24 protein-coding genes, 1 tRNA gene and 1 pseudogene are annotated in these 25,264 nt (G+C 63.9%); 12 read left to right on the top strand and 14 right to left on the bottom strand.

Annotated elements, in window-relative coordinates; all coding sequences use genetic code 11:
* Positions 1-28: 28 nt before the first annotated feature.
* Entirely contained in the window at positions 29-655 is a 627-nt protein-coding gene (locus B1A78_RS05885; protein ID WP_077146065.1) for a hypothetical protein, read from the bottom strand.
* 150 nt (positions 656-805) lie between these two features.
* Here B1A78_RS05885 and B1A78_RS05890 point away from each other — a divergent pair, with 150 nt between their 5' ends.
* Positions 806-1,102 (top strand): DUF1330 domain-containing protein, encoded by a 297-nt coding sequence (locus tag B1A78_RS05890; protein WP_077146086.1) that lies wholly within the window; start codon positions 806-808, stop codon positions 1,100-1,102.
* 205 nt (positions 1,103-1,307) lie between these two features.
* Here the strand turns inward: B1A78_RS05890 and B1A78_RS05895 are convergent, their stop codons facing one another.
* The 4 genes from B1A78_RS05895 to B1A78_RS05910 are packed head-to-tail and all read right to left on the bottom strand — an operon-like array spanning position 1,308 to position 6,396.
* The gene (locus B1A78_RS05895) at positions 1,308-2,546 is read right to left on the bottom strand and encodes a thiolase family protein (protein ID WP_077146066.1); all 1,239 of its coding nucleotides are present in this window, start codon (positions 2,544-2,546) and stop codon (positions 1,308-1,310) included.
* A gap of 1 nt (position 2,547) precedes the next feature.
* A complete protein-coding gene (locus tag B1A78_RS05900) occupies positions 2,548-3,189 on the bottom strand; it encodes a nuclear transport factor 2 family protein (protein ID WP_077146067.1) in 642 nt (213 codons plus the stop codon).
* Positions 3,186-4,154, bottom strand: a complete 969-nt coding sequence (locus tag B1A78_RS05905) for a fumarylacetoacetate hydrolase family protein (RefSeq protein ID WP_077146068.1) — start codon at positions 4,152-4,154, stop codon at positions 3,186-3,188. The genes B1A78_RS05900 and B1A78_RS05905 overlap by 4 nt, the downstream gene beginning before the upstream one ends.
* A 1-nt stretch (position 4,155) precedes the next feature.
* Positions 4,156-6,396, bottom strand: coding sequence for a TonB-dependent receptor (locus tag B1A78_RS05910; protein WP_077146069.1), 2,241 nt, complete (start codon positions 6,394-6,396; stop codon positions 4,156-4,158).
* Between the two features lie 88 nt (positions 6,397-6,484).
* Here B1A78_RS05910 and B1A78_RS05915 point away from each other — a divergent pair, with 88 nt between their 5' ends.
* Complete coding sequence (locus B1A78_RS05915) at positions 6,485-7,345, top strand: alpha/beta hydrolase fold domain-containing protein (protein WP_179101989.1); 861 nt, start codon at positions 6,485-6,487, stop codon at positions 7,343-7,345.
* A gap of 5 nt (positions 7,346-7,350) precedes the next feature.
* Here the strand turns inward: B1A78_RS05915 and B1A78_RS05920 are convergent, their stop codons facing one another.
* Positions 7,351-8,052, bottom strand: coding sequence for a TetR/AcrR family transcriptional regulator (locus tag B1A78_RS05920; protein ID WP_179101990.1), 702 nt, complete (start codon positions 8,050-8,052; stop codon positions 7,351-7,353).
* A 35-nt stretch (positions 8,053-8,087) separates the two neighbouring features.
* Here B1A78_RS05920 and B1A78_RS05925 point away from each other — a divergent pair, with 35 nt between their 5' ends.
* The 3 genes from B1A78_RS05925 to B1A78_RS05935 are packed head-to-tail and all read left to right on the top strand — an operon-like array spanning position 8,088 to position 12,432.
* A complete protein-coding gene (locus tag B1A78_RS05925; protein WP_077146072.1) occupies positions 8,088-9,605 on the top strand; it encodes a class I adenylate-forming enzyme family protein in 1,518 nt (505 codons plus the stop codon).
* Complete coding sequence (locus B1A78_RS05930) at positions 9,602-10,849, top strand: MFS transporter (RefSeq protein ID WP_077146073.1); 1,248 nt, start codon at positions 9,602-9,604, stop codon at positions 10,847-10,849. Before B1A78_RS05925 ends, B1A78_RS05930 begins: the two co-directional genes overlap by 4 nt.
* A 29-nt stretch (positions 10,850-10,878) precedes the next feature.
* Positions 10,879-12,432 (top strand): long-chain fatty acid--CoA ligase, encoded by a 1,554-nt coding sequence (locus B1A78_RS05935; RefSeq protein ID WP_077146087.1) that lies wholly within the window; start codon positions 10,879-10,881, stop codon positions 12,430-12,432.
* Between the two features lie 47 nt (positions 12,433-12,479).
* Here the strand turns inward: B1A78_RS05935 and B1A78_RS22245 are convergent, their stop codons facing one another.
* The 6 genes from B1A78_RS22245 to B1A78_RS05960 all read right to left on the bottom strand — a co-directional run bounded on the left by B1A78_RS22245 (position 12,480) and on the right by B1A78_RS05960 (position 17,263).
* Positions 12,480-13,178 (bottom strand): hypothetical protein, encoded by a 699-nt coding sequence (locus B1A78_RS22245; protein ID WP_144037708.1) that lies wholly within the window; start codon positions 13,176-13,178, stop codon positions 12,480-12,482.
* The gene (locus tag B1A78_RS05940; protein ID WP_077146074.1) at positions 13,178-13,408 is read right to left on the bottom strand and encodes a lipoyl domain-containing protein; all 231 of its coding nucleotides are present in this window, start codon (positions 13,406-13,408) and stop codon (positions 13,178-13,180) included. Before B1A78_RS05940 ends, B1A78_RS22245 begins: the two co-directional genes overlap by 1 nt.
* Positions 13,405-14,451 (bottom strand): alpha-ketoacid dehydrogenase subunit beta, encoded by a 1,047-nt coding sequence (locus tag B1A78_RS05945; RefSeq protein WP_077146075.1) that lies wholly within the window; start codon positions 14,449-14,451, stop codon positions 13,405-13,407. Before B1A78_RS05945 ends, B1A78_RS05940 begins: the two co-directional genes overlap by 4 nt.
* The gene (locus tag B1A78_RS05950) at positions 14,438-15,427 is read right to left on the bottom strand and encodes a thiamine pyrophosphate-dependent dehydrogenase E1 component subunit alpha (RefSeq protein WP_218667949.1); all 990 of its coding nucleotides are present in this window, start codon (positions 15,425-15,427) and stop codon (positions 14,438-14,440) included. The genes B1A78_RS05945 and B1A78_RS05950 overlap by 14 nt, the downstream gene beginning before the upstream one ends.
* A complete protein-coding gene (locus B1A78_RS05955) occupies positions 15,424-16,197 on the bottom strand; it encodes a glucose 1-dehydrogenase (protein WP_077146076.1) in 774 nt (257 codons plus the stop codon). The genes B1A78_RS05950 and B1A78_RS05955 overlap by 4 nt, the downstream gene beginning before the upstream one ends.
* A gap of 70 nt (positions 16,198-16,267) precedes the next feature.
* Positions 16,268-17,263, bottom strand: coding sequence for a helix-turn-helix domain-containing protein (locus B1A78_RS05960; RefSeq protein WP_077146077.1), 996 nt, complete (start codon positions 17,261-17,263; stop codon positions 16,268-16,270).
* A gap of 277 nt (positions 17,264-17,540) precedes the next feature.
* Here B1A78_RS05960 and B1A78_RS05965 point away from each other — a divergent pair, with 277 nt between their 5' ends.
* Genes B1A78_RS05965 through B1A78_RS05975 form a run of 3 tightly spaced genes read left to right on the top strand, consistent with a single transcriptional unit; the run spans position 17,541 to position 22,069 of the window.
* The gene (locus B1A78_RS05965; protein ID WP_077146078.1) at positions 17,541-19,763 is read left to right on the top strand and encodes a TonB-dependent receptor; all 2,223 of its coding nucleotides are present in this window, start codon (positions 17,541-17,543) and stop codon (positions 19,761-19,763) included.
* 25 nt (positions 19,764-19,788) lie between these two features.
* A complete protein-coding gene (locus tag B1A78_RS05970; RefSeq protein WP_218667950.1) occupies positions 19,789-20,181 on the top strand; it encodes a 2,4'-dihydroxyacetophenone dioxygenase family protein in 393 nt (130 codons plus the stop codon).
* A 4-nt stretch (positions 20,182-20,185) separates the two neighbouring features.
* Positions 20,186-22,069 carry an AMP-binding protein gene (locus B1A78_RS05975; RefSeq protein ID WP_077146080.1) on the top strand — a complete coding sequence of 628 codons (1,884 nt, stop codon included), beginning with the start codon at positions 20,186-20,188 and terminating at the stop codon, positions 22,067-22,069.
* Positions 22,070-22,369: 300 nt separating this feature from the next.
* On the opposite strand, the gene B1A78_RS05980 is transcribed toward B1A78_RS05975, so the two are convergent.
* Positions 22,370-22,455: transfer RNA gene (locus tag B1A78_RS05980), tRNA-Tyr, on the bottom strand.
* Positions 22,456-22,534: 79 nt separating this feature from the next.
* Here B1A78_RS05980 and rlmB point away from each other — a divergent pair.
* Positions 22,535-23,302 carry a 23S rRNA (guanosine(2251)-2'-O)-methyltransferase RlmB gene (gene rlmB / locus B1A78_RS05985; protein WP_179101991.1) on the top strand — a complete coding sequence of 256 codons (768 nt, stop codon included), beginning with the start codon at positions 22,535-22,537 and terminating at the stop codon, positions 23,300-23,302.
* Positions 23,303-23,333: 31 nt separating this feature from the next.
* Here rlmB and B1A78_RS05990 read toward each other — a convergent pair whose 3' ends face one another.
* Positions 23,334-23,648, bottom strand: a complete 315-nt coding sequence (locus B1A78_RS05990; protein WP_077146082.1) for a 2Fe-2S iron-sulfur cluster-binding protein — start codon at positions 23,646-23,648, stop codon at positions 23,334-23,336.
* Between the two features lie 102 nt (positions 23,649-23,750).
* On the opposite strand from B1A78_RS05990, the gene B1A78_RS05995 reads away from it, so the two are divergent.
* The 3 genes and pseudogenes from B1A78_RS05995 to B1A78_RS06005 form a co-directional block, all read left to right on the top strand.
* Positions 23,751-24,368, top strand: a complete 618-nt coding sequence (locus B1A78_RS05995) for a DNA-3-methyladenine glycosylase (RefSeq protein ID WP_077146083.1) — start codon at positions 23,751-23,753, stop codon at positions 24,366-24,368.
* Between the two features lie 123 nt (positions 24,369-24,491).
* On the top strand, positions 24,492-24,893 hold the full coding sequence (locus B1A78_RS06000; RefSeq protein WP_077146084.1) for a ketosteroid isomerase-related protein: 402 nt from the start codon (positions 24,492-24,494) through the stop codon (positions 24,891-24,893).
* A pseudogene (locus tag B1A78_RS06005) lies at positions 24,890-25,264 on the top strand (GNAT family N-acetyltransferase); the annotation flags it as partial. The gene B1A78_RS06000 and the pseudogene B1A78_RS06005, both read left to right, overlap by 4 nt.

Here is a 25,264-nt window from a genome sequence, read left to right on the forward strand (position 1 = left end):
AACTGCTATCGGCGACCGGTGGGCCCGGTCAGGCCATCGCCACGGTCGGCAAGGGATTGCCGTGATAGTCGTAGCGCGGCGGCGGCGGGCCGATCAGCGGCGCCAGCGCGCGATGCGCTTCGTCGATCGTGATGATCTCGTCGGGCGCCAACAGGCTCAGCTTGCCGGCCGATTCCTTGGCGACATTCTCGCCGATCAGGCGGCAGTCATCGCTGTAGCGCCACGTCATGATGACCGCATGCTGATGCACATACATCGCCGAAAGGTCATCGACATCGAAGCCCCGCGCCCGCGCGGTATCGCCCGTGATATAGTCATTCGACATATATTCGGACGCGAAACCCCAGTCGGCGACCGCGATATGCTCGTCCTCCAAGATCATGACGTTCGCACCATATTTGATCAGGTGGCCGTAAAACACCTCGACCACTGCCGCCTTGCCATCGAGCACCGCGCGGGTGCCGTCGGGGCGGTATTGGACGTAGACGGGATGCTCGACGGTCATTTCGGGGCTGAAAATCTCGTCGATGCGATTGCTGACTTCCAGCATCGCGTGGCGGCGATAATTTTGCAGGATGGCGCGGTGGCGCGGGTTCTCGATCGTCTCGAGCAGCCGCTCCGCCCCGGCCATCATCGTGGTGACGTCGCGCTTCATGAAAACCCTCTCCCGATGACATGCCTTTCGGCTTGCGGGCTATGTGCACGCCGCGCCGCAGCGATGTCAATAGAAATTGAATTCAAATTCAAACTTCGGTAGATGCTTTTCGAAAGCGGCCTAAAATGGCCGGAAACGGGAGAAGAGATCATGCCTGCCTATGTTGTCGCCATCCGCGAACGCATCCGTCATCAGGAAGACTATGCGCGCTACAAGGAACTCGCGCCGGAATCCTTCCGCGGCTTTTCGCCCAAGCGCCTGTCCAGCCAGGAACGATTCGAAGTGCTCGAGGGCGCGGACGCCACCAAGGTCACGATCCTCGAATTTCCGACCTTCGACGAAGCGCGCCAATGGTATTTCAGCCCCGCCTATCAGAAAGTGCTGGACCATCGCCTGCGCGGCGCAGACTTCCGCTTCATCCTCGTCGATGGATCGGAAAACGAATGAGGGGGGTGCTGGCGAACCGGCAAAGCAAACCTCAAGGTCGCAACAGATCGCGAGTTCGTGAGGGAAAATGAAGGTGGTCGAGACACGGACACTCTCGGCAATTCATCCTCATGGCGTCGCTTGGACAGGTTGAGGACCGTGCTTCCCGCAGTGGCCGGTACCCGTCGGTCCGCTTTGAAGCCGGGATCGATATATGCGGTCGTTACTATCGCGAAAGCGCAGTCACCACGCAGACAGCTTCTTCGACACCCCAGAGCCCGCCGCCATTCTCCGCCACGGCAATGCGTGGCCTTGCCACCTGGCGTGCGCCGGCTTCGCCGCGCAATTGGTTTACAAGCTCGAATATCTGGGCGAGGCCGGTGGCGCCGATGGGATGACCTTTGCTCTCAAGGCCTCCGGACGGGTTCACCGGTATCCTACCGCCAAGCGACGTGTCGCCGCGGACCGCTGCCTCGCCGCCCAGTCCGCGCTCCGCCAGGCCAAGATTTTCGACCTGGATGACTTCGCCCACCGCCGTCGCGTCATGCACCTCTGCGACACCGATATCCTCCGGCCCGATCGACGCCGCTTCATAAGCTTTTAGCGCAGTTATCCGCCCGATGTGACGATCGAGGTCATCTGCTTCGCGGTCGACCGAGGTACCGAGGACACAGGCCCGCAGCCGTACCCCTCGAGTGCTGCTGCCCAGACGCCGCAGCCCAGCCTCGGTGCAAAGGATCGCAGCCGCAGCGCCGTCGGTGACCGGCGCGCACATCGGCAGTGTGAGCGGCCAGACGATCCTGCGATCGTCGAGGACCTCCTGCACCGAATAAGGGCGCCGAAACTGAGCGCGCTGGTTGTGAACGGAATGATTGTGATTCTTCGCCGCAACCGCCGCCAGTTGCTCGATCGTCGACCCATATAGCCGCATGTGCTGACGCGCGAAGGCGGCATATATATCCATGAAGACGCTCCTGCGGGGAGCCGGGGACGGTAACGCATCGTCGTCCATGCCGCCGAGCGCCAGAAGGCGCCGCCGGCTCTCGACAGTCACCGCGACGTCCCATCCCGCATCGAAAACCGACAGCGAACGCACCCGATCGATGTCCGACAGTTTTTCGGCCCCGACCGCGAGAACGATATCCGCAGCGCCCGCCTTCAGATAGTTGGCAGCCTCGAAGAGCGCGGTCGACGCGCTGGCGCAGGCATTCTCCACATTGACGACTGGTATCCCGCCGAACCCGAGAGGCCGAAGAGCCGCCTGGCCGCGGATCATGTGCTGGCCTTCGAGAACTCCCTGGCTCGTATTGGCGAACCATGCGGCCTCGACTTGATCGGCCGAGCAGCCGGCATCGCTCAATGCCGACTGCACCGCCTCTCGCGTCAGATCCTTCAGCGTCCGGTCTGTGTCGAGACCGAACGCCGTCATGCTGACGCCGGCGATATAAATCGCCTTGTCGGACATATTAGAGAACCTGATCGAGCGCGAAATATCCGGCCCAAAGATCGGGGACCGACGTGCGTTCGTGCACCAACTTCGGCAGGTCGAAGCCCGCGAAGACCGGATCGTTCGGCGCGCGCGCGCCGCGCAGGGTCCGGTTGTTGTCGCTGCCGGGTTCTTCGGGCAGGCCCATCAGGCCGCGCATGTCCTTGGTGCGGAGCAGGCGGTCCATATCGTTGACGATTGTGCGCGTGTGGATGCGCCACTCGCCATTGCGCTTCTCGAAAATGTCGAGATACCGTCCGTTGTGCCAGAAATCGAGGAAGTCGCCATCGGGCTTCTTCAGTCGATGGATCACCGACCACTGGCTCTCTACGAAAGCGCGGTCGCCGTCGAGATCAATGACCGTATTGGTGATCGCGTGGATGCTGGAATCGATCTGCGCGAGAACAGGAATCACATAATCGCCGAGGCCCTGCCCGCTACCGCCGTAGAAGCCGTGATCGTCGAAGCCGTCCTCCCAGTAACAGTCCTTGAACGCCTGCTTGTCGCAGCGATCGGCACCGCGGCAATAGCGATGGATGACATCGCGTATGGCCTCCTTGTCGCGAAGAATGGTGAGTTCGCGCTCGAGCGCATCGAGGCGTGCGGTCACGGCATCAGTCACTTTTTCTCTCCTTTGCTCGACGCGAAGACGCGATTGCGCAGCACGCCGATACCCTTGATTTCCAGTTCGACGATATCGCCGTCCTCGAGGAGTTTTCCGGCCTCGAGCCCGCATCCGCCCCCTACCGTCCCAGAACCGAGCACTTCGCCAGCATGCAGCGTTTCGGAGGCGCTGATAAACGCGATCAGGTCCTCGAATTTATAGGTCATGCTGCCGCTATTGCCCTCTGACCGGACGTCGCCATTCACCCGAACGATCATGGCAGCATCGTCGGGGTAAAACTCGTCGGCGGTGACGATCCAGGGTCCGAGGATATTCGCAGAGTCGAAGTCCTTGGATTTCGACGGACCAAGGCCGGACTGCATTTCGAACGCCTGCGTGTCGCGGGCGCTGAGGTCGTTGAAAATGGTGAAACCGAAAATATGCGAACGAGCATCGGCACGCGCGATGTCGCGGCCGCCCTTGCCGATGATGCAGCCCATCTCGAGTTCATAATCCATGACGCTCGAATAGGGTGGCCAGTAAATGTCGGTTTCGGGACCGACGACGGCGAAGCGGTTGGCCTTGTAATAGATCGGCCGCTTCTTGAATATCTCGTGCATCTGGCGCGACCGCTCGGGCAGCTCGGTCAGGCCGGCGCGCTGCATCGCGGCCTTCGCCGACCCGACAAGATGCTCTTCGAAGCACATGCAGTCGCGCATCTGAACCGGGCGCGGCAGCGGCGCCAGGAGCCGTAGCGAGGCGAGCGGGATCGTCTCGACCCCGCTCGCGCCGCAATGCGCTACAATTTCGGAGAGCAGCGCCTCGCCCCCTTCGATGACATCCTGCATCGACCGCACGCCGCTCGGGTCACGCCCGGCGGAGACAAAGGCTGCCGCCACGTCGATCAGCGCGTCACACGCCGACGTGACCAGCCCCACACGGGCTGCCGGGTTGGCTTCGGTGCAGAATGTCGCGAGCTTCAACTTATTTCCCTCCGAAATCGACCGCGACGCGCAGCCCGAAGGTGCGAGGTTCGGCCCAGATGCCGCGCTGCGCGTTGCCGGTGCTGTTGAGGACCTGGCGGCGATAACGCTCGTCGGTCAGATTGCGTCCCCAAAGACCAAAGGTCCATGGCCCGTTCTTGAGGTTGATCGACGCATCCCAGAGGCCGAGGCCATCTTCGCTCGATTCGCGGTCGACAATATTGTTGTCCGCCTCGAAGAAGATCTTGCTCCGATAGGAATAACCGATGCGCGAAGTCAGTTCGCCGATCCCCGTGTCGGTCGCGAAATTGAGCCCGAGCGAGAGTGTGTGCTTCGGAGCACGCTGCATGCGGTTGCCGCTGAAATCGAGCAGCGTGTTGAAGACATAGGTTTTGAACTTCGCGTCGAGATAGCCGTAGCTGAAATCGAGCGACCAGCTGTCGTCAAAGACGGCACGCCCCTCGGCCTCGAACCCGCGGATGCGGCTGTCGCCGGCGTTGCCGATCAGGACGCGCGTAACGCCGCCCCCGACATCGACGAGCCGAAGCTGCTGGAGGTTCGTATAGTCCATGCTGAACGCCGCGATATTGAGGCGCAGACGCCGGTCGAACAGCGTCGAGCGAAGACCGAGTTCGTAGGAGTCCACCTCTTCCGGCTCGGCGACCTGTTGCGCCACCGCCGCGGAGGTCGCGATGAACTGGAATGCTCCTGACTTGTAGCCCGAGGTGTAGGAGGCGTAGGCCATCACGTCGTCGGCGAGATCATAGCTCAGCGAGACCGACGGATCGAAGCTGTTCCATTTGCGCGCCGCGGCCTGACGATAGTTGGAAATCCCGACCGGCACCGTGGTACGCGTGTCGAAGAGCACGTCTTTTTCGTCCCAACTGTAGCGCGCACCGACGGTCAACGAGAGCCGATCGGTGGGGTTCCACACCGCCTGGCCGAAAAGCGCGTAAGATTTCGATTTCAAGCCGACGCCGAAATCCCATACGAGCGGCGTAGGGCCAGCCAGCACGGTCAGCAGCGACGCAGGGCCGAAAGTGATGGTCTCGGTGCGGTCGACATTCTCGTTCGAGTAAAAGGCGCCGGCGAGCAGCTTGAAGCTGTCGCTGTCATAGCTGAGGCGCAGTTCCTGCGAGAATTGCTTGCCGCTCTCGTCGGCAAGATAGACCTGGAACGGCAGAGTTGTGCCGTCGAGATCATCACGCTCATCGAGGTTGAGCCTGCGATAAGCAGTAATCGAGGTCAGCTCGACGTCGCCGAAGGGGACGTTGAGCTGGGCCGATCCGCCATAGGTTTCCTTGATGATCGCTTGGTCGGCCGCGTCGGTGGCCGGGCGATATGGGTTCGCGGGCTCGGCCGGCGTCACAAAGCCCGGCGCCAGCGCACCGGGATTGTTCGCGGCACCCCCGAGCTGGTTCGGGACCAGGATCAGCGGCGGGCCGTCGAGATGCGAATAATCGGCTGCGAGACGCAGCGTCGCATCACCGAGCTCGAACAGCAGCTTGCCGCTTGTGGACCAGGCATCTTCGCTTCCACCGCGCACATCCGCGACGCTGTCGTTCTGATAGCCTTTGCGATACCGCCGCGTCGCCGAGATCGAGCCCCGGACGCCGTCGCCAGCGATAGGACCGCTCGCCGATGCACCGAGCGAATAGAGCCAGTCGCCATCGATGTCGCTCATCCCGAGTTCGCCATTGGCACGGCCGCTGAAGGACGTGGCGGGATCGCGCGTGACGACGGAAATCGCGCCGCCGATCGTATTGCGACCATAGAGCGACCCCTGCGGACCACGTAGGACTTCGACCCGCTCTACATCGAGAAGGTCCATGTCGAGCGCTCCGAAGCGGCCAAGATATACACCGTCGACGAACACCCCGACCGACGGATCACTGCCGGCGTCATAGCTCCTCGTGCCGACCCCGCGGATGTAGATCTGGGGCTTCGAGCGGTCGGCTGCCTCGAAGAAGACGTTGCCGCTGAGCCGTGCGATGTCGTTGAGTTCGGTATAGCCCGCGCTCTCGAGCGCCTCCCCGGAGACGGCCGAAATCGACATCGGCACATCCTGAAGCGATTCCGCCTGCTTGCGGGCGGTAACGACAATATCTTCGACGCCGCTGCTCGTCTCGGAAGCCGGCGCGTCCTGCGCAGCCGCTGACGGCGCTGTGACGAGTGCGATGGTTGCGCTCGCGGCGAGCCAAGCGGACGCGCGACGTGCATTTGCGAGACTGGACCTCGACATCTGTTCCTCCCCAATATCCCGCTTATTGAACGAATCGTTTCTGTGCGGTACTGAAATGGGTACATTAGTACCGCAGGGAGGTCAAGAGATGCCGAGTGAAGAAATGCGCGCCTTCAATGAGGAGGCGAGAACAACGCGAAAACAGATGCTTAATTCGGACTATGATCCGGTTGCCATGCGCAGCCTGCTCGCCGCAGCCGACACGATGGACCCCGGCCCGAGCATCAAGCATATCGGTGACGCGTTGCTCGAACTCCGCGGATCTGACGGCGATGCGCTCCTCGTCTATGTGCCGGGCGGCGGCTTCTGCTTCCCGGGCGGCGACTCACACCGCACCCTTCTCGACCGACTTTGCAGCAAGCTCGGCACGCGCGGCGCCCTAGTGCAATATAGGCTCGCGCCCGAGCACCCCTTCCCGGCCGCGCACGATGATGTCGAGCGCGTCCTTAGAGCCCTTCTCGCCGAACAGACGGGCCCGCTATTTCTGATGTGCGATTCCGCTGGCGGCGTTCTGGTCTTGTCTGCGTGTCTCAAGCTGGCCGCCGAAGGACACCGGCTTCCCGATCGGATCGTCGGCCTGTCGGTCCTGACCGACATGGCGATGACGGGCCGTTCGAATGTTTCCAACGCCGACGCCGACCCCCTGTTCGGCCCGCAGGCCGTCATTCACAAAATCCGGCACTATCTGCAAGGCGCCAATCCCACTTCGGAGGGCGTCTCGCCCTATTGGAGCGCGAACGCAAAACTGCCGCCCTGTCTCTTCCTCGTCGGAAGCACCGAAACCATGCGCGACGACACGCTTCGCTTCGCCGAGCGAACCCGGCAGGCAGGAACGGATGTTACCGTTTCGGTCTATGGGGAGGCGCCGCACGTCTTCCCGCTCCTCGCGATGCTTCCCGAGGCGGGCCAAGCGGTCGACGAAATTGCGGCCTTTCTTCAGACCGGCTGAGATCGTCAATCGCCGGCGTGGCGGAACAGGCCGTTTGTCAGGATGCGGAACAGCTCGTCGAACGCTTCACTGAACTTGACGCCCGCGCGATCGAGCACCGCCGGCTCGTTGATGCGGTTGACCGACGCGAGGAAGATCTCGGCGACGAGCGCTGAATGGACCGGTTTGAAGCGGCCCCGACGAATCCCATCCTCGACGATCTCCATCAGCACCTTGGTCCGCTGCGCCTGGTGGGCTTCAAGGAGCGCGAGCGCCGGACGATAGCTCTGCAAGTCGGCGAGGAACTGCCGGCTCGCGGGACGCGATTCGGTTACGCCCGGCTCAAGATAGGCCATGATCCGCTTTTCAGGATCATCGTGTTGCAGCGCGCCTTGCCATCCGAGGTGACGGATGCGCTCGAGCCAGCTCTCGATAACGAGGATGAACAGCTCCTGCTTGCTCGGCGCGAGTTCATAAAGCGTGCGCTTCGAGCATTTGAGACGCGAAGCGAGTTCGTCGACGGTGATCGTTCGAAAACCGTTGGCGAAGAACAGCGCCTCGAGTTCTTCCAGGAGGGATTTCTGCCGCTCCGAACCGGTTGCTATCTCGCTGACGGATTTCGTAGCCATGCCAACCCTTACAAAAATTTGTCTCAAAGGCAGATAACGGCTGCGACCTGCGCTGCCAACTGCCCCCTTCCGATCTTTACAGGTACGATTGTACCTCATATAGTACCATAAAATAATGTATCGGGGTGAGGAACATGCTGGTCGATTCGACACATCCAACATCGGCGGAGCTGCTGCTCGCGTCGCTCAAACGGAACGGCCCGCGGCCCGCTGTCACCGCCGACGATAGCACCCTCACCTACGCCGAACTCGACGCGCTCTCGGACCGACTCGCCATGTTCCTCGGCGAACGTGGCGTGGAGCGCGACGTGGCGGTCGCCTTGTACCTTCGCAACAGCGCGGAATATGTCGTCGCCGAGTTCGCTATCCTAAAACTTGGCGCCGTGCGGGTGCCTCTCAACGAGCTGATGGGCGGACCGGAACTCGCCTATTGCCTCGACCATAGCGGAGCGAAGGTGCTGATCGCCGATGCCGATCTTGCCCGGGCGGCGCCCGACGACGAGCACCGGATCGACATACTGGTCGGAGAGACAGCTGCCCTGTCCTCCTTGGCAGTCGGCTGGGCGGAAGCGGTTGCAGGGGAAGGCCTTTTTGCAACAAGGGCCGCGGCGGCAGACGATACCGCCATCATCGCCTACACCGGCGGAACCACGGGGCGCCCCAAGGGTGTGCGCCACAGCTACGGCCGAATGGCGTGGAACCTCTTCTCGCACATCAACTGCCTCGACATCCGTACCGAGGAAGTGATGTTGCTTACGACGCCATTGCCGCATTCGTCGGGCTATCACATGGTGGCGGGCCTGTTGCAAGGTGCCCATGTGATCATCGAACGGCGCTTCGATCCCGACCGGTTTTTCGCGCTCTGCCGCGAGGATGGCGTGACCTGGACCATGATGGTGCCCACCATGCTGTACCGACTGCTCGACCATCCCGCAGCGGGCGGCGGCGATCATTCTAGGCTCAACACGATCGTATATGGCGCCGCACCGATCAGTCGGCCGCGGCTCGAAGAGGGCCTCCGGAAATTCGGCAAGGTCTTCCTGCAAATCTATGGCCAGACCGAATGTCCGAACCTCATTACGACCCTTGGAAAGGACGATCATGAACGGCCGGAACTCCTGGCATCTTGCGGCCGGGCAGTGCCGCTCGTCGCATTGCGTCTCCAACCGGAAGGCGCCGACGCGGGCGAGGTCGAGGTCTCGTCGCCCTATCTCCTCACCGAATATTACCGCGACGAGGGCGCGACGCGACAAGCCGTCGACGAGGGCTGGCTCAAGACAGGCGACCTTGGGCGGATTGAAGACGGATATCTGTTCCTGGTCGACCGCGCGAAGGACATGATCATCAGCGGCGGCATGAACGTCTATTCGACAGAGGTCGAAGCGGTACTGCGCGAGCATGGCAGCGTTCGCGAAGCGGCGGTTGTGGGCCTCCCGCATGCGGATTGGGGTGAAGCCGTCACCGCAATCGTCGTCGCGGACGAGGGCGTAGCGGCAGAAGACATTCGTCTCTTCGCAAAGGCCCGGCTATCGGCTTACAAGGTGCCGAAGACCGTGCAGATTGTGGAGAGGTTGCCCCTGACCCAGTACGGAAAGATCGACAAGAAGCGCATTCGGGAGTTGCTCATCGCGAGTGCGGGCGCGGCGTCATGAGCGGTAAAACTGCCCGCGGCGTCGCCGCGCCGCTCGCCATTCTCTTCCTCGTCAATCTACTCGCCTCGATCGACCGTACGGCGCTCGCGGCCGTCCTGCCGGCAATCAAGAAGGATCTTGCGCTCAGCGACACTCAACTCGGGCTGCTGACGGGCATCGCCTTTTCGCTCTTTTACGCTCTTTTCGGCCTGCCGCTCGCACGCTGGGCCGATCGCGGCAACAGGCGCAACCTCCTCGGCTTCGCTATCCTGTTCTGGAGCCTCGCGACCGCAGCGACCGGTCTGGCGCGAAGCTTCGCGCAGGTCGCCGTGGCCCGCATGCTCGTGGCGGTCGGCGAAGCAGGCGGCGTGCCGGCCGCGCATTCACTGCTCAGCGAAATGACACCGACGCATCGGCGCCCACTCGTCCTCGCGCTCCATTCGGCGGCGGTACCGTTCGGCGCGCTGATCGGGCTTGCCGGCGTCGGCTTCCTGGCCGGGAGCATGGGATGGCGCACGACCTTCTTCATCCTCGGCGCGGCCGGACTGCCGGTGCTGTGTCTCACCATATGGCTACTCGACGAACCGCGAGCGCAGATCGCTGCGAGCTATGCTGCACCGCGCCCGGCTCTCACCTCGCTCCTCGCCAATCGCGCCTATCTTTGGCTGCTTCTTGGCTTCGCCTTTGGCAGTTTCGCGATGACCGGCCTCCTGCAATGGCTTCCAAGCTATCTCGGCCGCACCTTCGGGATGGGCCTCGCCGAGGCCGGTGTCAGCTTCGGCTTCGCCTACGGTCTCGGCGCTATCGGCGGCATGCTTCTCGGCGGCGCACTAGCGACGCCGCTCATGCAGCGTGACACGATCTGGGCGCTGTGGCTCGCCGCCCTTTCCTATGTCATCGGCGGACCATTGCTGATCGGAGCGCTGGCCGTGCAGGACGCGGCGGTTACGCTGGCGCTCGTGCTGCTTGGGACCGGATTTGCTTCGGCCGCCTATGGCCCGGCGTTCGCGATGATCCAGACGATTGCCGCCCCGAATCTCCGGGCGATGGCGACCGCGGTATCGTTGCTCGTCTCCAACCTGATCGGGGCTGGACTTGGCCCCCTCGCGGTCGGGATGCTGAGCGACGCGCACGGGGGGCCGGACTCGCTCCGTTTCGCTTTGCTCGCGCTTGCTCCGGCTCTGCTCGCGCCCGCCTTCTGCTACTGGCGCGCATCGATAGCCTATCGATCTTTCGCGCCGCTTTCGACGCCTCAGGCCGCATGACAGCAGAAGCACCGAGGGAGGCTATGGTCGTGAGCCTGTCCCGTTCGCTTGCAACGACGGCGGCGACCCGCGCGGACGCGCCGGCGCTCATCGACGGCAGCCGCCGTTACAGCTGGCGACAATTTGCCGAGCGGGTGCAAAAGCTCGCGGGGGTTTTCCGAAGTCTCGGCTTGACCCCGGGCGGGCGCGTGGCCCTGCTGGCCCTGAACAGCCATCGCTCGCTCGAAGCCTTTTTCGCCGCGATCTGGGCCGGCGGCGCAATTGTTCCGCTGAATCACCGCCTTTCCGGGCCCGAACTCGCGGTCCTTGTCGCGGACTGCTCCCCCACCCTCATATTGCTCGGCGAGGAATTTACCGACCAGGCACATCAGCTTAGTGAGGCCGCAGGCTCCGGAGCCGCAATCATCCGCCTCGGCGATGCCGACAGCCAGGACGGAGATCTGCAATATGAGGCGCTGCTCGATGCAGGTGAGCCAATTGCCGATGCCGGCCGGAGCGGTGACGACCTTGCGCTGCTGCTCTACACGAGCGGCACGACGGGCGCGCCCAAGGGCGTCATGCTGAGCCACGCGAACCTCATGGCGAACACCCACAACACCATGGCGGATGTGGGTCTCGGACCCGATACCGTGCATCTGCACCACGGCCCCCTGTTTCATGTCGCTGCCGCCGCGCGTCTCTTTTCGGTCACGCATGCGGGCGGAACGCACGTCATGCTTCCGCGCTTCACCGCAACCGAGGTAATAGAGGTTATCGCACGCGAAGCCGTCACGCATGCGACATTCGTGCCGACCATGATCAGGTCGCTGCTCGACACGCCCGACCTTGCAAGGTCCGATCTGTCGTCATTGCGGCTCATCTCCTATGGCGCCGCACCCATGCCCGAGGCGCTGCTCGACGAGATCATGGCAGCGCTTCCCCAAACGCATTTTCTTCAATCCTATGGAATGACCGAACTTGCGCCGGTCGTGACGATCCTCGGCGCGCGCGATCACATGCGGGGCACAGGCGATCAGGGCCTCTTGCGATCCGCAGGACGTGCTGTGCGACTGTCCGAGGTCAGAGTGGTTGGCCCCGACGATGTCGGATTGCCTGCAGGCCAGGTCGGGGAAATCGTCGCACGCGGGCCGAACGTGATGCTTGGCTATTGGAACCGTCCGGATTTGACGGCGGAAGCCCTGCGCGGGGGCTGGATGCACACGGGGGATGCCGGCTACTTTAATGCGGAGGGCTATCTGTTCGTCGTCGATCGCATCAAGGATATGATCATCTCGGGCGGCGAGAATATCTACTCGCAGGAGGTCGAGGACGTGATCGGCGCGCATCCTGCGGTGGCGCAATGCGCAGTAATCGGGGTGCCCGACCCGCATTGGGGGGAGACGGTGCATGCCGTGGTTCTGTTCCGGCCCCAAATGTCCGCCAGCGCCGATGAGATCATCGCGCATTGCCGGAACCGTCTGGCGCATTTCAAATGCCCTCGCGCAATCCACATCCGAAACGAGCCGATGCCGCTGAGTGGCGCCAACAAAATCTTGAAGACCGCTCTGAGAAGCGAGCTCCTGAAGCAAGCGAAAGCTATTTGAGCCTTGCACCAAAGCGAGTTCGTTTGGCCGGTTGCGGACCGGCCGCTTTAGGGGTCTGCCCTTGCGGGAGCAGACATAAGACGCTGTTCCAGCGTTGTATGCACATCTTCGGAGTATGACGGCTGAAAACCTAGCTCGGCCTCAAAGCGCTCGATGGCTTCGACATCCACCGCCACCTGCCCTGTCACCCCGATGGATGCATGGGATAGCAATCCGATAGTATCCCCTCTGCGCCGCACTAGTGAAGCGGTACCAGCCAGTTTTTGCCCGCCCGATACCAAATTGAGGCTGCCGTCGCAGTAGCTCCCATCGACATGGCCCAGACATGTCGAGACGCCGACCGAACGGATTGATGTTGCCAGATGCTCGCAGAAGATCCGAAACCGGCGGGTCACCTCGCCGCCATCGCCGCGCCAGGCCTCGAAATAGCTCGCATTGAGTATGCCAGGTCGATGTACGACCGTTGTGCCTCCACTTACACGTACGAATACGGGCCATCCGCGGCGGGTGCTCGCCAATGCAGCATCGGCGAAGCGAGGCGTCGCCGCAAAACGCCGTGTCGTGACAAGACATTGGCTGTTCGTCCATAACCGCCAGCCGCTGACGCTGTCACCACCCCGGAGCAGCGCATCGAGGCGCTGTGTGTCGGTGTCTATCGCCGCCGATCCGTCACCGGCCTCGACGGCCACGCCGGATGCGATCGCCTCGGCCACGCGATGCACGAACGCATCGTCAGACGTGGGCATCAGACGATCCGCGCCGCGACCGCTCCCGCGCGTACCGGGGTTTCTGCCGCAATCTCGATCCGCAATGTCCCCGAAACCGGCGCGATCAGTTCAAAGCTCGACTTTTCGACCATGATCTCGGCGATGATCGCGCCTTCGGCAACGGCATCGCCGTCGGCATAGAGCCAGGCCGAGATTGCGGCCTCGTCATCGGCGCTCCACAGGCCGGATGGTATCACCACATCGGTCATCGGCTCGAAACCTCCATCATCTGGCGCGCGGCGATGGTCACCTTGTCGGCGCTGGGCAATAGGAAATGCTCCATCACCGGGGTGAAGGGCACGGGGATGTCGGGAAAGGCGATCCGCTGCGGCGGAGCGCGCAGGGCGATCCCCGCCTCGCAGACACTGGCGATGATCTCCGCACCGACGCCATAGCTGAGGTAGTCATCGTCGACGACAATAAGCCGTCCGGTCTTGCGCACCGAAGCGCGCACCGTTTCACGGTCGAGCGGCGCGATGCTGATCAGGTCGATCACCTCGGCCGAGATCCCATCTTCGGCCAATTGCGCCGCGGCATCGAGCGACTGATGGACGGTAAGGCCAAGCCCGACCAGCGTGATGTCCTCGCCCTCGCGCACGCATTTCGCCTTGCCGAGCGGGACGACATAATCGCCCTCGGGCGCGTCGGTGATCGACCGCTGTACCGTGCCGAGCCAGCCCATGCCCTGCAGCGCCTTGTGATACATGAACACGACCGGATTGGGATCGCGGATCGCCGCGAGCATCAGGCCTTTCGCGTCATGGGCGTTCGACGGGATGACGACCTTCAGCCCCGGCAGGTGGCCGAAGGTCGCATAGAGCGTCTGGCTGTGCTGCCCCGCGTCGCCATAACCGCCACCGACGCTGGTCATCAGCACCATCGGGCAGGTCACCTGTCCGCCCGAGAAATAGCTCTGCTTCGCGGCGAGATTGTATATGGCGTCCATGCAGACGCCGAAGAAGTCGACGAACATCAATTCGACGACCGGCCGCATACCCGATGCCGCGAGGCCCACCGCCGCTCCGATGAAGGCGGTTTCCGAGATCGGCGTGTCGCGCACGCGTTCGGGCCCGAAGCGGTCGAGCAGCCCCGTCGTGGTGCCGAATACCCCGCCGAGCTTCGCGATGTCCTCGCCCATGACGAGGACATCGGGATCGCGTTCCATCTCCTGTCCGATCGCCTCGGCGATGGCGCGGGCGATCGTCAGGCGGCGCGCCGGGCGGGCATCGACCGTAGTGTCAGGCGAAGACATGGGCAAAGGCCTCCTCGGGTTTCGGATAGGCGGCGGCGCGCGCGGCCGCGAAAGCCGCATCGACCGCGGCGCGGGCGTCGGCCTCCGCCCGGTCGAGGTCCGCCGCCTCGAAGCCGTCGGCGAGCAGGCGCGCGCGATAGGCGGGAATGGGATCGCGCGCTTTCAGCCGCTCGACCTCTCCCTCCGGACGATAGCCCTCGGCATCGCCCATGAAATGCCCCTCGAGCCGGCAGGTTTCGATCTCGATCAGCGTCGGCCCCTCGCCGCGCCTTGCGCGCGCGATCGCCTCTCCGGCGACCGCATGGACCGCGTCGGCATCATTGCCGGGAACAAAATGGCCGGGCATCGCATAGGCAGCGGCACGGTCGGCGTTGCGTTCGACCGCAGTACAGTCGCGCTTGGCGACCGAAATGCCATAGGCGTTGTCCTCTATCACGAAGACGGCAGGAACCTTCCAAACTGACGCGAGATTCAGCGCCTCGTGAAAGGCGCCTTGGTTCGCCGCTCCTTCGCCGAGGAAGGCGACCGCGACCCCGTCGTCGCCCCGAAGTTTGCTCGCCAGCGCCGCCCCGACGGCCGGCCCCAGGCCCTGTGCGATGATCCCCGAGCAGGCGAAATTCACCCGCGCGTCGAACAGGTGCATATGCCCGCCGCGTCCGCCCGACAGGCCGCTGGCCTTGCCGAAAATCTCGGCCGCCATCGCGTCGAGGTCGACGCCCTTGGCGATGGCGACATGATGGGGGCGGTGCGTCGCGGTGACGGTATCGCCGGGACGAAGATGCGCGCACACGCCGACGGCGCAAGGCTCCTGCCCGTCGGACAGATGCATTTCTCCGGGCAGCGGCCCCTTCGCCATATTGAACACCGGGCTTTTGCCCTCGAAATAGGCGGGCTTGATCAGCGCCTCGAAATACCGGCTCTTGACCATCGTGGCATACATCCACAGCCGGTCGCTCGCATTGCTGGCGCTGCTCATCGGGCGACCCACCCACCATCGATGACCAGTTCGATCCCGGTCACGAAACGCGCCTCATCACTCGCCAGATAGACAGCACCCATCGCAATGTCGTCGGGGCTGCCGACCGCGTTCAGCGGACAGAGCGAGGCGACCGCGGCCCAGGGATCATCGGGCGGGATCGACCCTTCGCGCACCCAGCCCTCGACCGCCATCTCGAGCATCGGGGTGCGGATGCAGCCGGGGTGGATCGAATTGCAGCGGATCGGCAGCGCATGCGACGCCCATTCGATCGCCAGACTCTTGGTCATGTGCCGAACGGCGCCCTTCGACGTGTTATAGGCGAGCTGGTCGGGATAGCCGACCAGCCCCGCGATCGACGAGATGTTGACGACGCTGGCCGCGCCGCTCGCCGCGAGCAGCGACTGCATCGTCCGGCACCCGAGGAACAACCCGTCGACATTGACCGCCATCAGCCAGCGCCAGTCGGCGAGGCTATGCTCGGTCATCGGCTTGACCAGTTCGACGCCGGCATTGTTGACCAGGATCGACAGGCTGCCGTGCGATGCCGCAATATGCCTGGCCGCGGCCGCCCAGTCGTCTTCGCTGGTCACGTCGAGCCCCAGCGCCTCGACGCCGATCTCGTCCGCCAGCGCTTCGCAGCCCGCGACATTGCGGTCAGCGGCGATGACCCGCGCGCCTTCGGCCGCCATCGCCCGCGCGATCCCGGCCCCGATACCCTGTGCTGCGCCCGTGACCAGCGCGACCTTGTCTGCGAGCCTGCCCGCCATATCCTTCTCCCATCGTCTTTCGAACGATCTAGGGGAGCGGACACCTCGTGACTTGCATCAGAAAGGCGGCTTATTTGGGTAGGAGGGAACCATGGAGGTCAACCTCGGGCGCCACGGCCATCGACTGGCGAAAGGCGCGCGGTGAAAGGCCGAAAGCGTCGCGAAACGCATGGCTGAAATGCGAGGCGTCGGCAAAGCCGCGCCGCATGGCGATCTCGGTGATCGAATAGGAGGCCATCGACCGGCTGGAGAGGTCGCTGCGCGCCGCGAGCAACCGCCGCTCGCGAATCCATGTGCCTACGGTCACGCCGAATTCCTCGAACAGCCGATGCAGATAGCGCGGACTGAACCGGAAGGCCGCGGCGATGCTCGCTGCGGATAGCCCCGGGTCGCCCAGATGCGCGACGATATGATCCTGCACCCGGCCAAGCAATGCGCGGCGAAAGTTGGTCCCGCCGAGTTGCTCGGCATCGGGCCGGAAAGCCGCCGCGACCAGTTCGACCGTCGCGCGCAAGACGGCGGACCGATCGCGCGGGTCGACTGTCTCGACTGTGCGGTGGATTTGCCGCAGGTGCGAAAGCAGGATCGCGCCCAGCCCCGCGCTGCCGTCGACGGTCAGCCCGCACATGTCCTCGATCCCCGGCACGATCGTCTTTGCCATCTGGTGCGGGATCATGATCGACAACTGATGCAGTTGCTCGCTGTTCCGAAACATCGCCGGGCGGGTGCTGTCCCACACCGCGATCGTATCGCGGCGGACGACCGATTCATTGCGCCCCTGACGGAGCAGGCACCGCCCCTCCTCGAAATAGAGGAGGCAGAAATAATCCTCGGCTCCGCGTTTCACCTCGTCCATCGTGCGATAGCCGGTGACCGGGTCGCAAATGATGTCGGTAAAGACGAAATCGTCGATCGCGCGGCGGCGGACCTGCGCCTCATAGCGCTCGCCGCTCCCTTCGCTCAGCGCCCAATGGAAATGGGTGCGATCGAACACTTCCTGGAACCCCGGCAACTGGCGCGGCGGCGGCAAATGCTCCGATGTCCATTTTTCCTCGGTCAGAAACATGGTCTGCCCTCTCTCCAACCCGGCAAGCTATGCGGTTTGCAGCGTGGATGCAATCTACGACACAGATCGGTGCACGCTCATACAAATATGGTTGCGCTGCGAAACAAGTGGCGCCCCAAAGCCCCAGCTTTTCGTGCACTACAGCCCGCCCGCCCAGTTCTCCCTCAACCAAATTTTGCACCGCTCAGGCACATGCGCGAGGCGTCGCCACCGGCCTAGAAGACGGAATGAGCAGGACGCCCCAACAGAGGGCGCCGACATCCTGGGAGGGAATATCATGAAGAGCCAGTTCCGAACGTCGCTTCTGACCGCCGCCGCCTTTTCGGTCCTCACCCTGGCCACGCCGGCGTTTGCGCAGGACGGCGCCGAGACCGATGCGCCGAGCGGCGGCGTCGGAGAGATCGTCGTCACCGCGCAGAAGCGCGCGCAGAATCTGCAGGACGTCCCCATCTCGGTCAGCGCGTTCGACGATACGGCGATCCGGGAAGCCGGCTTCACCAATAGCCTTTCGATCGGCGATCAGGTTCCCAACCTCGAGATCAAGACCTTTGGCGGCGTGCCCAACATCTTCATCCGCGGCGTCGGCAACAATGATTTCAACGCCTCGTCGATCGGCCCGATCAGTATCTACCGCGACGATGTCGTCGTCGCCTCGACGGGCAGCCAGATCTTCTCGCTGTTCGACCTCGAACGGATCGAAGTGGTGCGCGGCCCGCAAGGCACGCTGTTCGGCAAGAATACCACCGGCGGCGCGATCCAGTTCTTCTCGAAGCTTCCCGACGGCGAATTCGAGGGCAATGCCCGCTTCGGCTATGGCCGCTTCGACCTGTTCGAGGGCGAGGCCGCCGTCAGCCTGCCCTTGGACGACACGCTGTCGCTGCGCGTCGCCGGCATCGTGCGCCGCCGCGACGGCGAAAAGATCAACCTGTTCACCGGCGACCGCGCGATCGATGTCGACGAAGCGGCGGCCCGCGCCATCCTGCGCTGGCAACCGAGCGGCGACACCGACATCCGCCTGTCGGTCGGCGGCGGACGCGACCGCAGCGACTATCTGGAAAACAAGCCGGTGGGCACGATCAACGGCGCCGACCTGTTCGGCTATTCCGATCCGTTCCCCGACAATCCCAATCTTCTCAACTTCAACGGCCAGTCGCGCAACCACAGCGACAATGTCTTCGTCAACCTCAGCATCGCTCAGAGCTTCGGCGACTTCACGTTCAAGTCGATCAGCGGCTACGACAAGAGCGATGTCGACAACCGCGTCGACGTCGACGGTGGCACCAAGCGCGTCGACGAAATCACCTTTCTGACCGACGCCGAGCAATGGACGCAGGAGTTCCAGCTCGCCTATGACAATGGTCCGCTGAACGCGATCGGCGGCCTCTATTATTTCCAGGAGAATCTGGATGCCGACAGCAATGCCGACCTGCTCGGCGAGCTGACCTTTGCGCAGGGCGCGCTGCCGCTGATCACGCGCGCGACGCGCAAGAACCGGGCTTATGCGATCTTCGGGCAAGCAACCTATGCGGTGATCCCGACGCTACGACTGACCGTCGGTGGGCGTTACACAATCGACAAGGTGCGCGCGACGCACCGCGCCGACCTCGTCCCGGGCTTCTTCGACGCCGACATCCCGGACGGAACGCCTGTGCCGCTGGTGCCATTTGCTTCGCTGCGCGACACCTTCAAATCCTTCACCTGGCGGATCGCTGCCGATGTCGATGTGACCGACGACATCCTTGCCTATGCGAGCGTCGACCGTGGCTTCAAGGCGGGCGGCTTCAACATCGGAATCATCACGAGCGTCGCCGAGCGGACGCAGGTCGATCCGGAATATCTGACCTCCTACGAAATCGGACTGAAGAGCACCCTCTTCGACCGCCGCCTGCGGCTCAACCTCTCCGCCTTCTATTACGACTATACCGATCTGCAGGTGCTGTCGGTGAACCGGCAGGCGGGCAGCGCGGTGCCGACGCTGGGCCTCGACAATGCCGCCGACGCCACGATCAAGGGGATCGAGGTCGAGGCGACGGCGGTGCCGACCGACTGGCTCGACATGGGGCTCAACCTCGGCATCCTCGATGCGAAGTACAAAAACTACCTGTCGGGTGCGATCGACCCGGTGACCGGCGATCCGCGCGACTTTTCGGGCAACCGCATGCCCGGAGCACCAAAGTTCACCCTGTCGACCTTTGCGCAGGTCACCGTGCCGGTCGGCCGGTTCGAGACGCGCTGGCGCGCCGAATATAACTACACCGGCAAGAAATATTACAACAATGCCCAAGACGAGTTGATCAGCTCCGGCGAAGGCTATGGCCTCCTCAATCTTCGCGTCGCTTTCGCCGATCCCGATCAGGGGTGGGAACTCGCCGCTTGGGCGAAAAATGTCACTGGCAAGGCCTATATCGTCGACGCCACCGACACGAGCGGTTTTGGCTTCGTGCCACGCTATTATGGCGAACGGTCGACCTATGGCGCCGAATTCTCCTTCAAATTCTGACCCTTTATCGCGCGAGTATATCGACATGATGGACGAACATCTGACTCCCCCTGCCGCCATGAAATGGGCCCCGATCGCCGACGGCATCGAATTCGCGCTGCTCTATTCGAGCGCCGAGACCGGCCGCTGGACGGTGCTGTTCCGCGCCCAGCCCGGCAGCTTCTTCGGGCCGCATCGCCATCTTGGCGCAGGCGAATATTATGTGACCAAGGGCCGCATGACCTATCGCATGGGCGAGGCGGGTCCGGGCACCTATGGCTATGAACCGCTGGACGTCATCCACGACCACACCGCCTTTCCCGAGTATACCGAACTGCTCTTCACCAACTACGGACCGATTGCGTTCCTCGACGAAGCGGGCGAGATATCGTCGATCCTCGATCACAAATTGCTCGAGGATCTGACCGCGGCCGTGTGAGACCATGAGCGACAATTACGAAGACGCCTATGCCCGCAGCCTCGCCGACCCCGACGCCTTCTGGCTCGAGGCGGCCGGCGCGATCGACTGGATAGACCGGCCGCGAACCGGATGGACCGATGGTCTGGGCTGGTTCGTCGACGGCACCCTCAACAGCTGTTACAATGCCGTCGACCGTCATGTCGCAGCGGGACGCGGCGGCGACGTCGCCGTGATCTACGAAAGCCCCGTAACCGGCGCGCGGCAGCGTATCGACTTCGACACGCTGCTCGACCGGGTATCACGCACCGCCGGGATGCTGGCGGACCTTGGCGTCGGCAAGGGCGACCGAGTGATCATCTATATGCCGATGATCCCCGAGACGCTGTTCGCGATGCTCGCCTGTGCACGGATCGGCGCGATCCATTCGGTGGTGTTCGGTGGCTTCGCAGCGCCCGAACTCGCCAAGCGCATCGACGATGCGACCCCGCGTGTGCTGCTGACCGCTTCGTGCGGGATCGAGGGCGGGCGGATCCTGCCTTACAAACCGCTCGTCGACCATGCGCTCGACCTTGCGGCCCACCGCGTCGAGCATGTCCTGCTGTTGCAGCGCCCGCAATGCGCCGCCGACCTGATCCCCGGCCGCGACCGCGACTGGGCCGAAGGCTATGACGCAGCCGCCCCGACGCCTTGCGTTCCCGTCGCAGCGACCGACCCGCTCTATATCCTGTACACGTCGGGGACGACGGGCACGCCAAAGGGCGTGGTGCGCCAGAACGGCGGCCACGCCGTCGCCCTCGCCTGGAGCATGCGGCACATCTACGGGATCAAGCCCGGCGAAACCTTCTGGGCGGCATCCGATGTCGGCTGGGTCGTCGGACACAGTTACATCGTCTATGGGCCGCTGATCGCGGGATGCACCACCCTGCTTTTCGAAGGCAAACCCGTCGGCACCCCCGACGCCGGGACATTCTGGCGTACGATCGCCGACCACCGCGTCGATATCTTCTTCACGGCCCCCACGGCGATCCGCGCCGTCCGCAAGGAAGATCCGGACGGCGGCTTTATCCGCGATATCGGCACCGGACGCCTGCGCGCGATGTTCCTGGCCGGCGAGCGCGCCGACCCCGACACATTGCTGTGGGCGGAGCAGCATCTGGACATGCCCGTGATCGACCATTGGTGGCAGACCGAACTCGGCTGGCCCGCGGTCGCAACCTGCCTCGGTCTCGGAGACGAACGCCGCCGCGCCGGCAGCGCCGGCTTCCCGGTTCCCGGTTTCCGGTTTGCGGTGCTCGGCGACGACGGCGTATCCGTCGCTCCCGGTGCGAGTGGCCATATGACCGTCGCCACGCCGCTGCCGCCCGGCTGCTATTCCTCTCTTTGGAACAATGCCGAGGGGTACGGCCGCGCCTTCCAGAGCTTCGCCGGTCATTATGAAAGCGGCGACGCCGGCCATGTCGATAGCGACGGTTTCGTCCACATCATGGGCCGCACCGACGATATCATCAACGTCGCCGGCCACCGCCTGTCGACGGGCCAGATCGAACAGATCATCGCTGCGCATCCCGCCGTCGCAGAATGCGCCGTCATCGGCGCCGACGACGGCCTGAAGGGCATGGTCCCGATCGCCTTTGCGATTACCAAGAGCGGCGTCGACGCCGGCGACGCCCTGCCCGGCGAGATCGTCTCGCTCGTCCGGCAGGAACTGGGGCCGGTCGCTGCCTTGAAGCAGGTGCATATCGTGGGCGCACTGCCCAAGACCCGATCGGGAAAAATCCTGCGCGCCGCGATACGCGGCATCGTCAACGGAGCCGATGTCGGCATCCCGCCGACGATCGAAAATCCCGATGCGCTGGCGAAGATCGCAGAATTGATGCAGTCCCGGCAGCATGCGGCGGCAACCTAGGCCGAACACTTTTTGCCGATTGGAGGCTGTCAGCTTGCAGGTATCAATCCGACATAGCCGACATAGCCGACATTTACAAAACCTTCTCCGCAGTTAACCACTTGGAAATCTAAGGCCAAAGAGAATTCTGAGGACCCCTCCGATCAGCTTTCGGTAGTCTGCAATTTGCCGATCACTAATAGGAATCGTGGTCCTTTCATGAATCAACTTATTGCGAAGACCGGCGGACAGGGCGAGCGATAATACGCCAATTTTTCCGGGATTTCTAGGAACTTCAGCGGATGCCCTCGGATTGGAGGATGGTGGACAGGGCTGGATTCGAACCAGCGTACGGAAAACCGGGCAGATTTACAGTCTGCTGCCTTTAACCACTCGGCCACCTGTCCATGGGGTCCGCGTTGGGAAGTGGCCCAATGGCGAAACGAGGCTTGCCTGTCAATGCCGCTCGTGGGAAAGGCGCGCCATATGAGACAATTTTCGCGCCATCGTCGCCCTGCGGGCCAATCGTCCAAGGGCCAGCCCATCCGTTTCTGGGGCCGCCACGCCGTCCTCGCCGCGCTCGCCAACCCCGAACGCACCGTCAAGCGCATCTGGGGCACACGCGAAGCGCTGGGCCAGCTCGACCTGCCGCCGGTGGTGCCGATCAGCTATGCCGAGGTCACCGACCTCGCGCGCCTCGTCGCGCGCGACGCGCCGCACCAGGGGCTGGTGATCGAGGTCGACCCGCTCGAGGGCGTTTTTCTCGGCGACCTGCTCCAGGAAGAGGTCGATGCCGGCAGCACGCGCCCGCTCGTCATCCTCGACCAGGTCACCGACCCGCATAATATCGGCGCGGTGCTGCGCTCGGCGGCGGCCTTCGACGCCGCCGCGATCATCACGCAGGACCGCCACAGCCCGCCCGAAAGCGGCGTCATCGCGCGCTCGGCGTCGGGCGCGCTCGAAATCGTGCCCTGGGTGCGCGTCGTCAACCTGTCGCGCGCGCTGGAGGAGATTGCCGAGGCGCAATATTGGCGCATCGGGCTGATGGGCGACACCGACACGACATTGGGCTCGGTCCTCGACGGCAGCAAGGTCGCGCTCGTCCTCGGCTCCGAAGGCGACGGCATGCGGCACAATGTCATGGAACATTGCGACGTGCTGGCGAAACTGCCGATCTCGCCGCGCATGGAAAGCCTGAATATCTCGAACGCCGCGGCGATCGCGCTCTACGCGGTCGCGACAGCGCAGGGCTGATAGCGGCCCCCGCCTTCGCGGGGGCGACGCCTCAATCTTCCGCGGCGATCCGTACCTTCAGCCCGTCCATCGCGTCGGTGAAGGGCAGCTGGCACGACAGGCGCGACGTGTCGTCACGGTCGGTGGTCGAATCGAGCAGGTCGTTCTCGTCCTCGCTCATCGCGGGCAGGTCGCCGACCGCGACCTCGACATGGACGTGGCAGGTCGCGCACGAACAGCAACCGCCGCACAGCGCGAGCAGTTCGTCGAACCCCGCGTCGCGGATATTTTCCATCACGGTCAGGCCGGTGTCGCCTTCGATCTCATGTTCGGTCCCGTCGCGCGTCACCACAATCAGCTTGGCCATGTGCATCCCCAATTCGTTTGATTCGCATGGCCTATGTCGCGCGTTGCGCGCCAAATCAAGCGCTGCTAGTCAGGCAAGTCGGAACAAAAGGAGAATATCGCGATGGGCCTCGGCCAGCAGCAGCTAAACGCCGGAATCGACGCGCTCGCGGCGATCGAGCCCGGATTCGCGCGCGCGCTCGGCCATGCCGGCTATCCCGAACCGCGCATCCGCGACCGCGGCTATGCCACGCTGCTGCGCACCATCGTCGGCCAGCAGGTCAGCGTCGCCGCCGCCAATTCGATCTGGACCAAGCTCGAGGCGGGCTTCGGCACCGGCTGCCCGGCCGAGGTGATCGCGGCCGCCGATTTCGACGCGCTGCGCGCCTGCGGCCTCTCGGCGCAGAAACAGGGCTATGCGAAAAGCCTCGCGCAGCTGGTGATCGACGGCGACCTCGCCTTCGACGCGCTCCCCGCCGACGACGAGGAGGCGATCGCGCTGCTCACCCGGGTCAAGGGCATTGGGCGCTGGTCGGCCGAAATCTACCTGCTCTTCGCCGAGGGACGCCCCGACATCTGGCCCGCGGGCGACCTTGCGGTGCAGGAAGCCGTCGGCCGCATCATGCGGCTCGACGCGCGCCCCAGCGAGAAAGCGATCCGCGAAATTGCCGAAGCCTGGCGCCCCCACCGCGGCGCAGCGGCGGTGTTCAGCTGGCACTGCTATAATATGGAAGTGATCTGACGCGCTTATCCAAACAACTTCGTCATTGCGAGGAGCGAAGCGACGCGGCAATCCAGAGCCCGCGTAAACCGCCCTGGATTGCTTCGCTACGCTCGCAATGACGAGCTTTGAGGATTGGCCCTAATGACCACCACCCGCGACATCGTCACCGCCTATTACGCCGCCTTCAACGCCGGCGACACCGACGCGATGCTCGCGCTCGTCGCCGACGATGTGCGCCACGACGTCAACCAGGGCGAACCACGCCACGGCAAGGCGCGCTTCGCCGACTTCAACGACCATATGACGCGCTGCTACCGCGAACGGCTCAGCGACATGGTGATCTTCGCCGAGGGCCATCGCGCCGCCGCCGAATTCATCGTCGGCGGCACCTATCTCGCAACCGACGAGGGCCTGCCCGAAGCGCATGGCCAGACCTATCGCCTGCCCGCCGGCGCCTTCCTCTCGGTCAACGCCGCCGGAAAGATCGACCGCATCACCACCTATTATAATCTCGCCGACTGGCTCCAACAGGTCGGCGCATGAGTGTCGACGTCGCGCCGGTCACCGGCGCGGGGCTGACCGAGGTGCTGCCCGCGCTCGCCGCACTGCGCATCGCGGTCTTCCGCGCCTTCCCCTATCTCTACGACGGCGATGCCGCCTATGAGGCCGACTATCTCGCCGCCTTCGCCGCCGCCGCGGGCGCGGTGATCGTCGTCGCGCGCGACGGCGACCGGATCGTCGGCGCCGCCACCGCCGCGCCGCTCGCGGCGCAGGATGCGGCCTGGCAAGCCCCGCTCGCCGCCGCGGGCTTCGACATCGGCCGCACATTCTATTTCGGCGAATCGGTGCTGCTCACGGAGTATCGCGGCCAGGGTATCGGCCACGCCTTCTTCGACCACCGCGAGGCGCAGGCC

This window comes from Sphingopyxis sp. KK2 (genome assembly GCF_001990265.1).
Classification (GTDB): Bacteria; Pseudomonadota; Alphaproteobacteria; order Sphingomonadales; family Sphingomonadaceae; genus Sphingopyxis.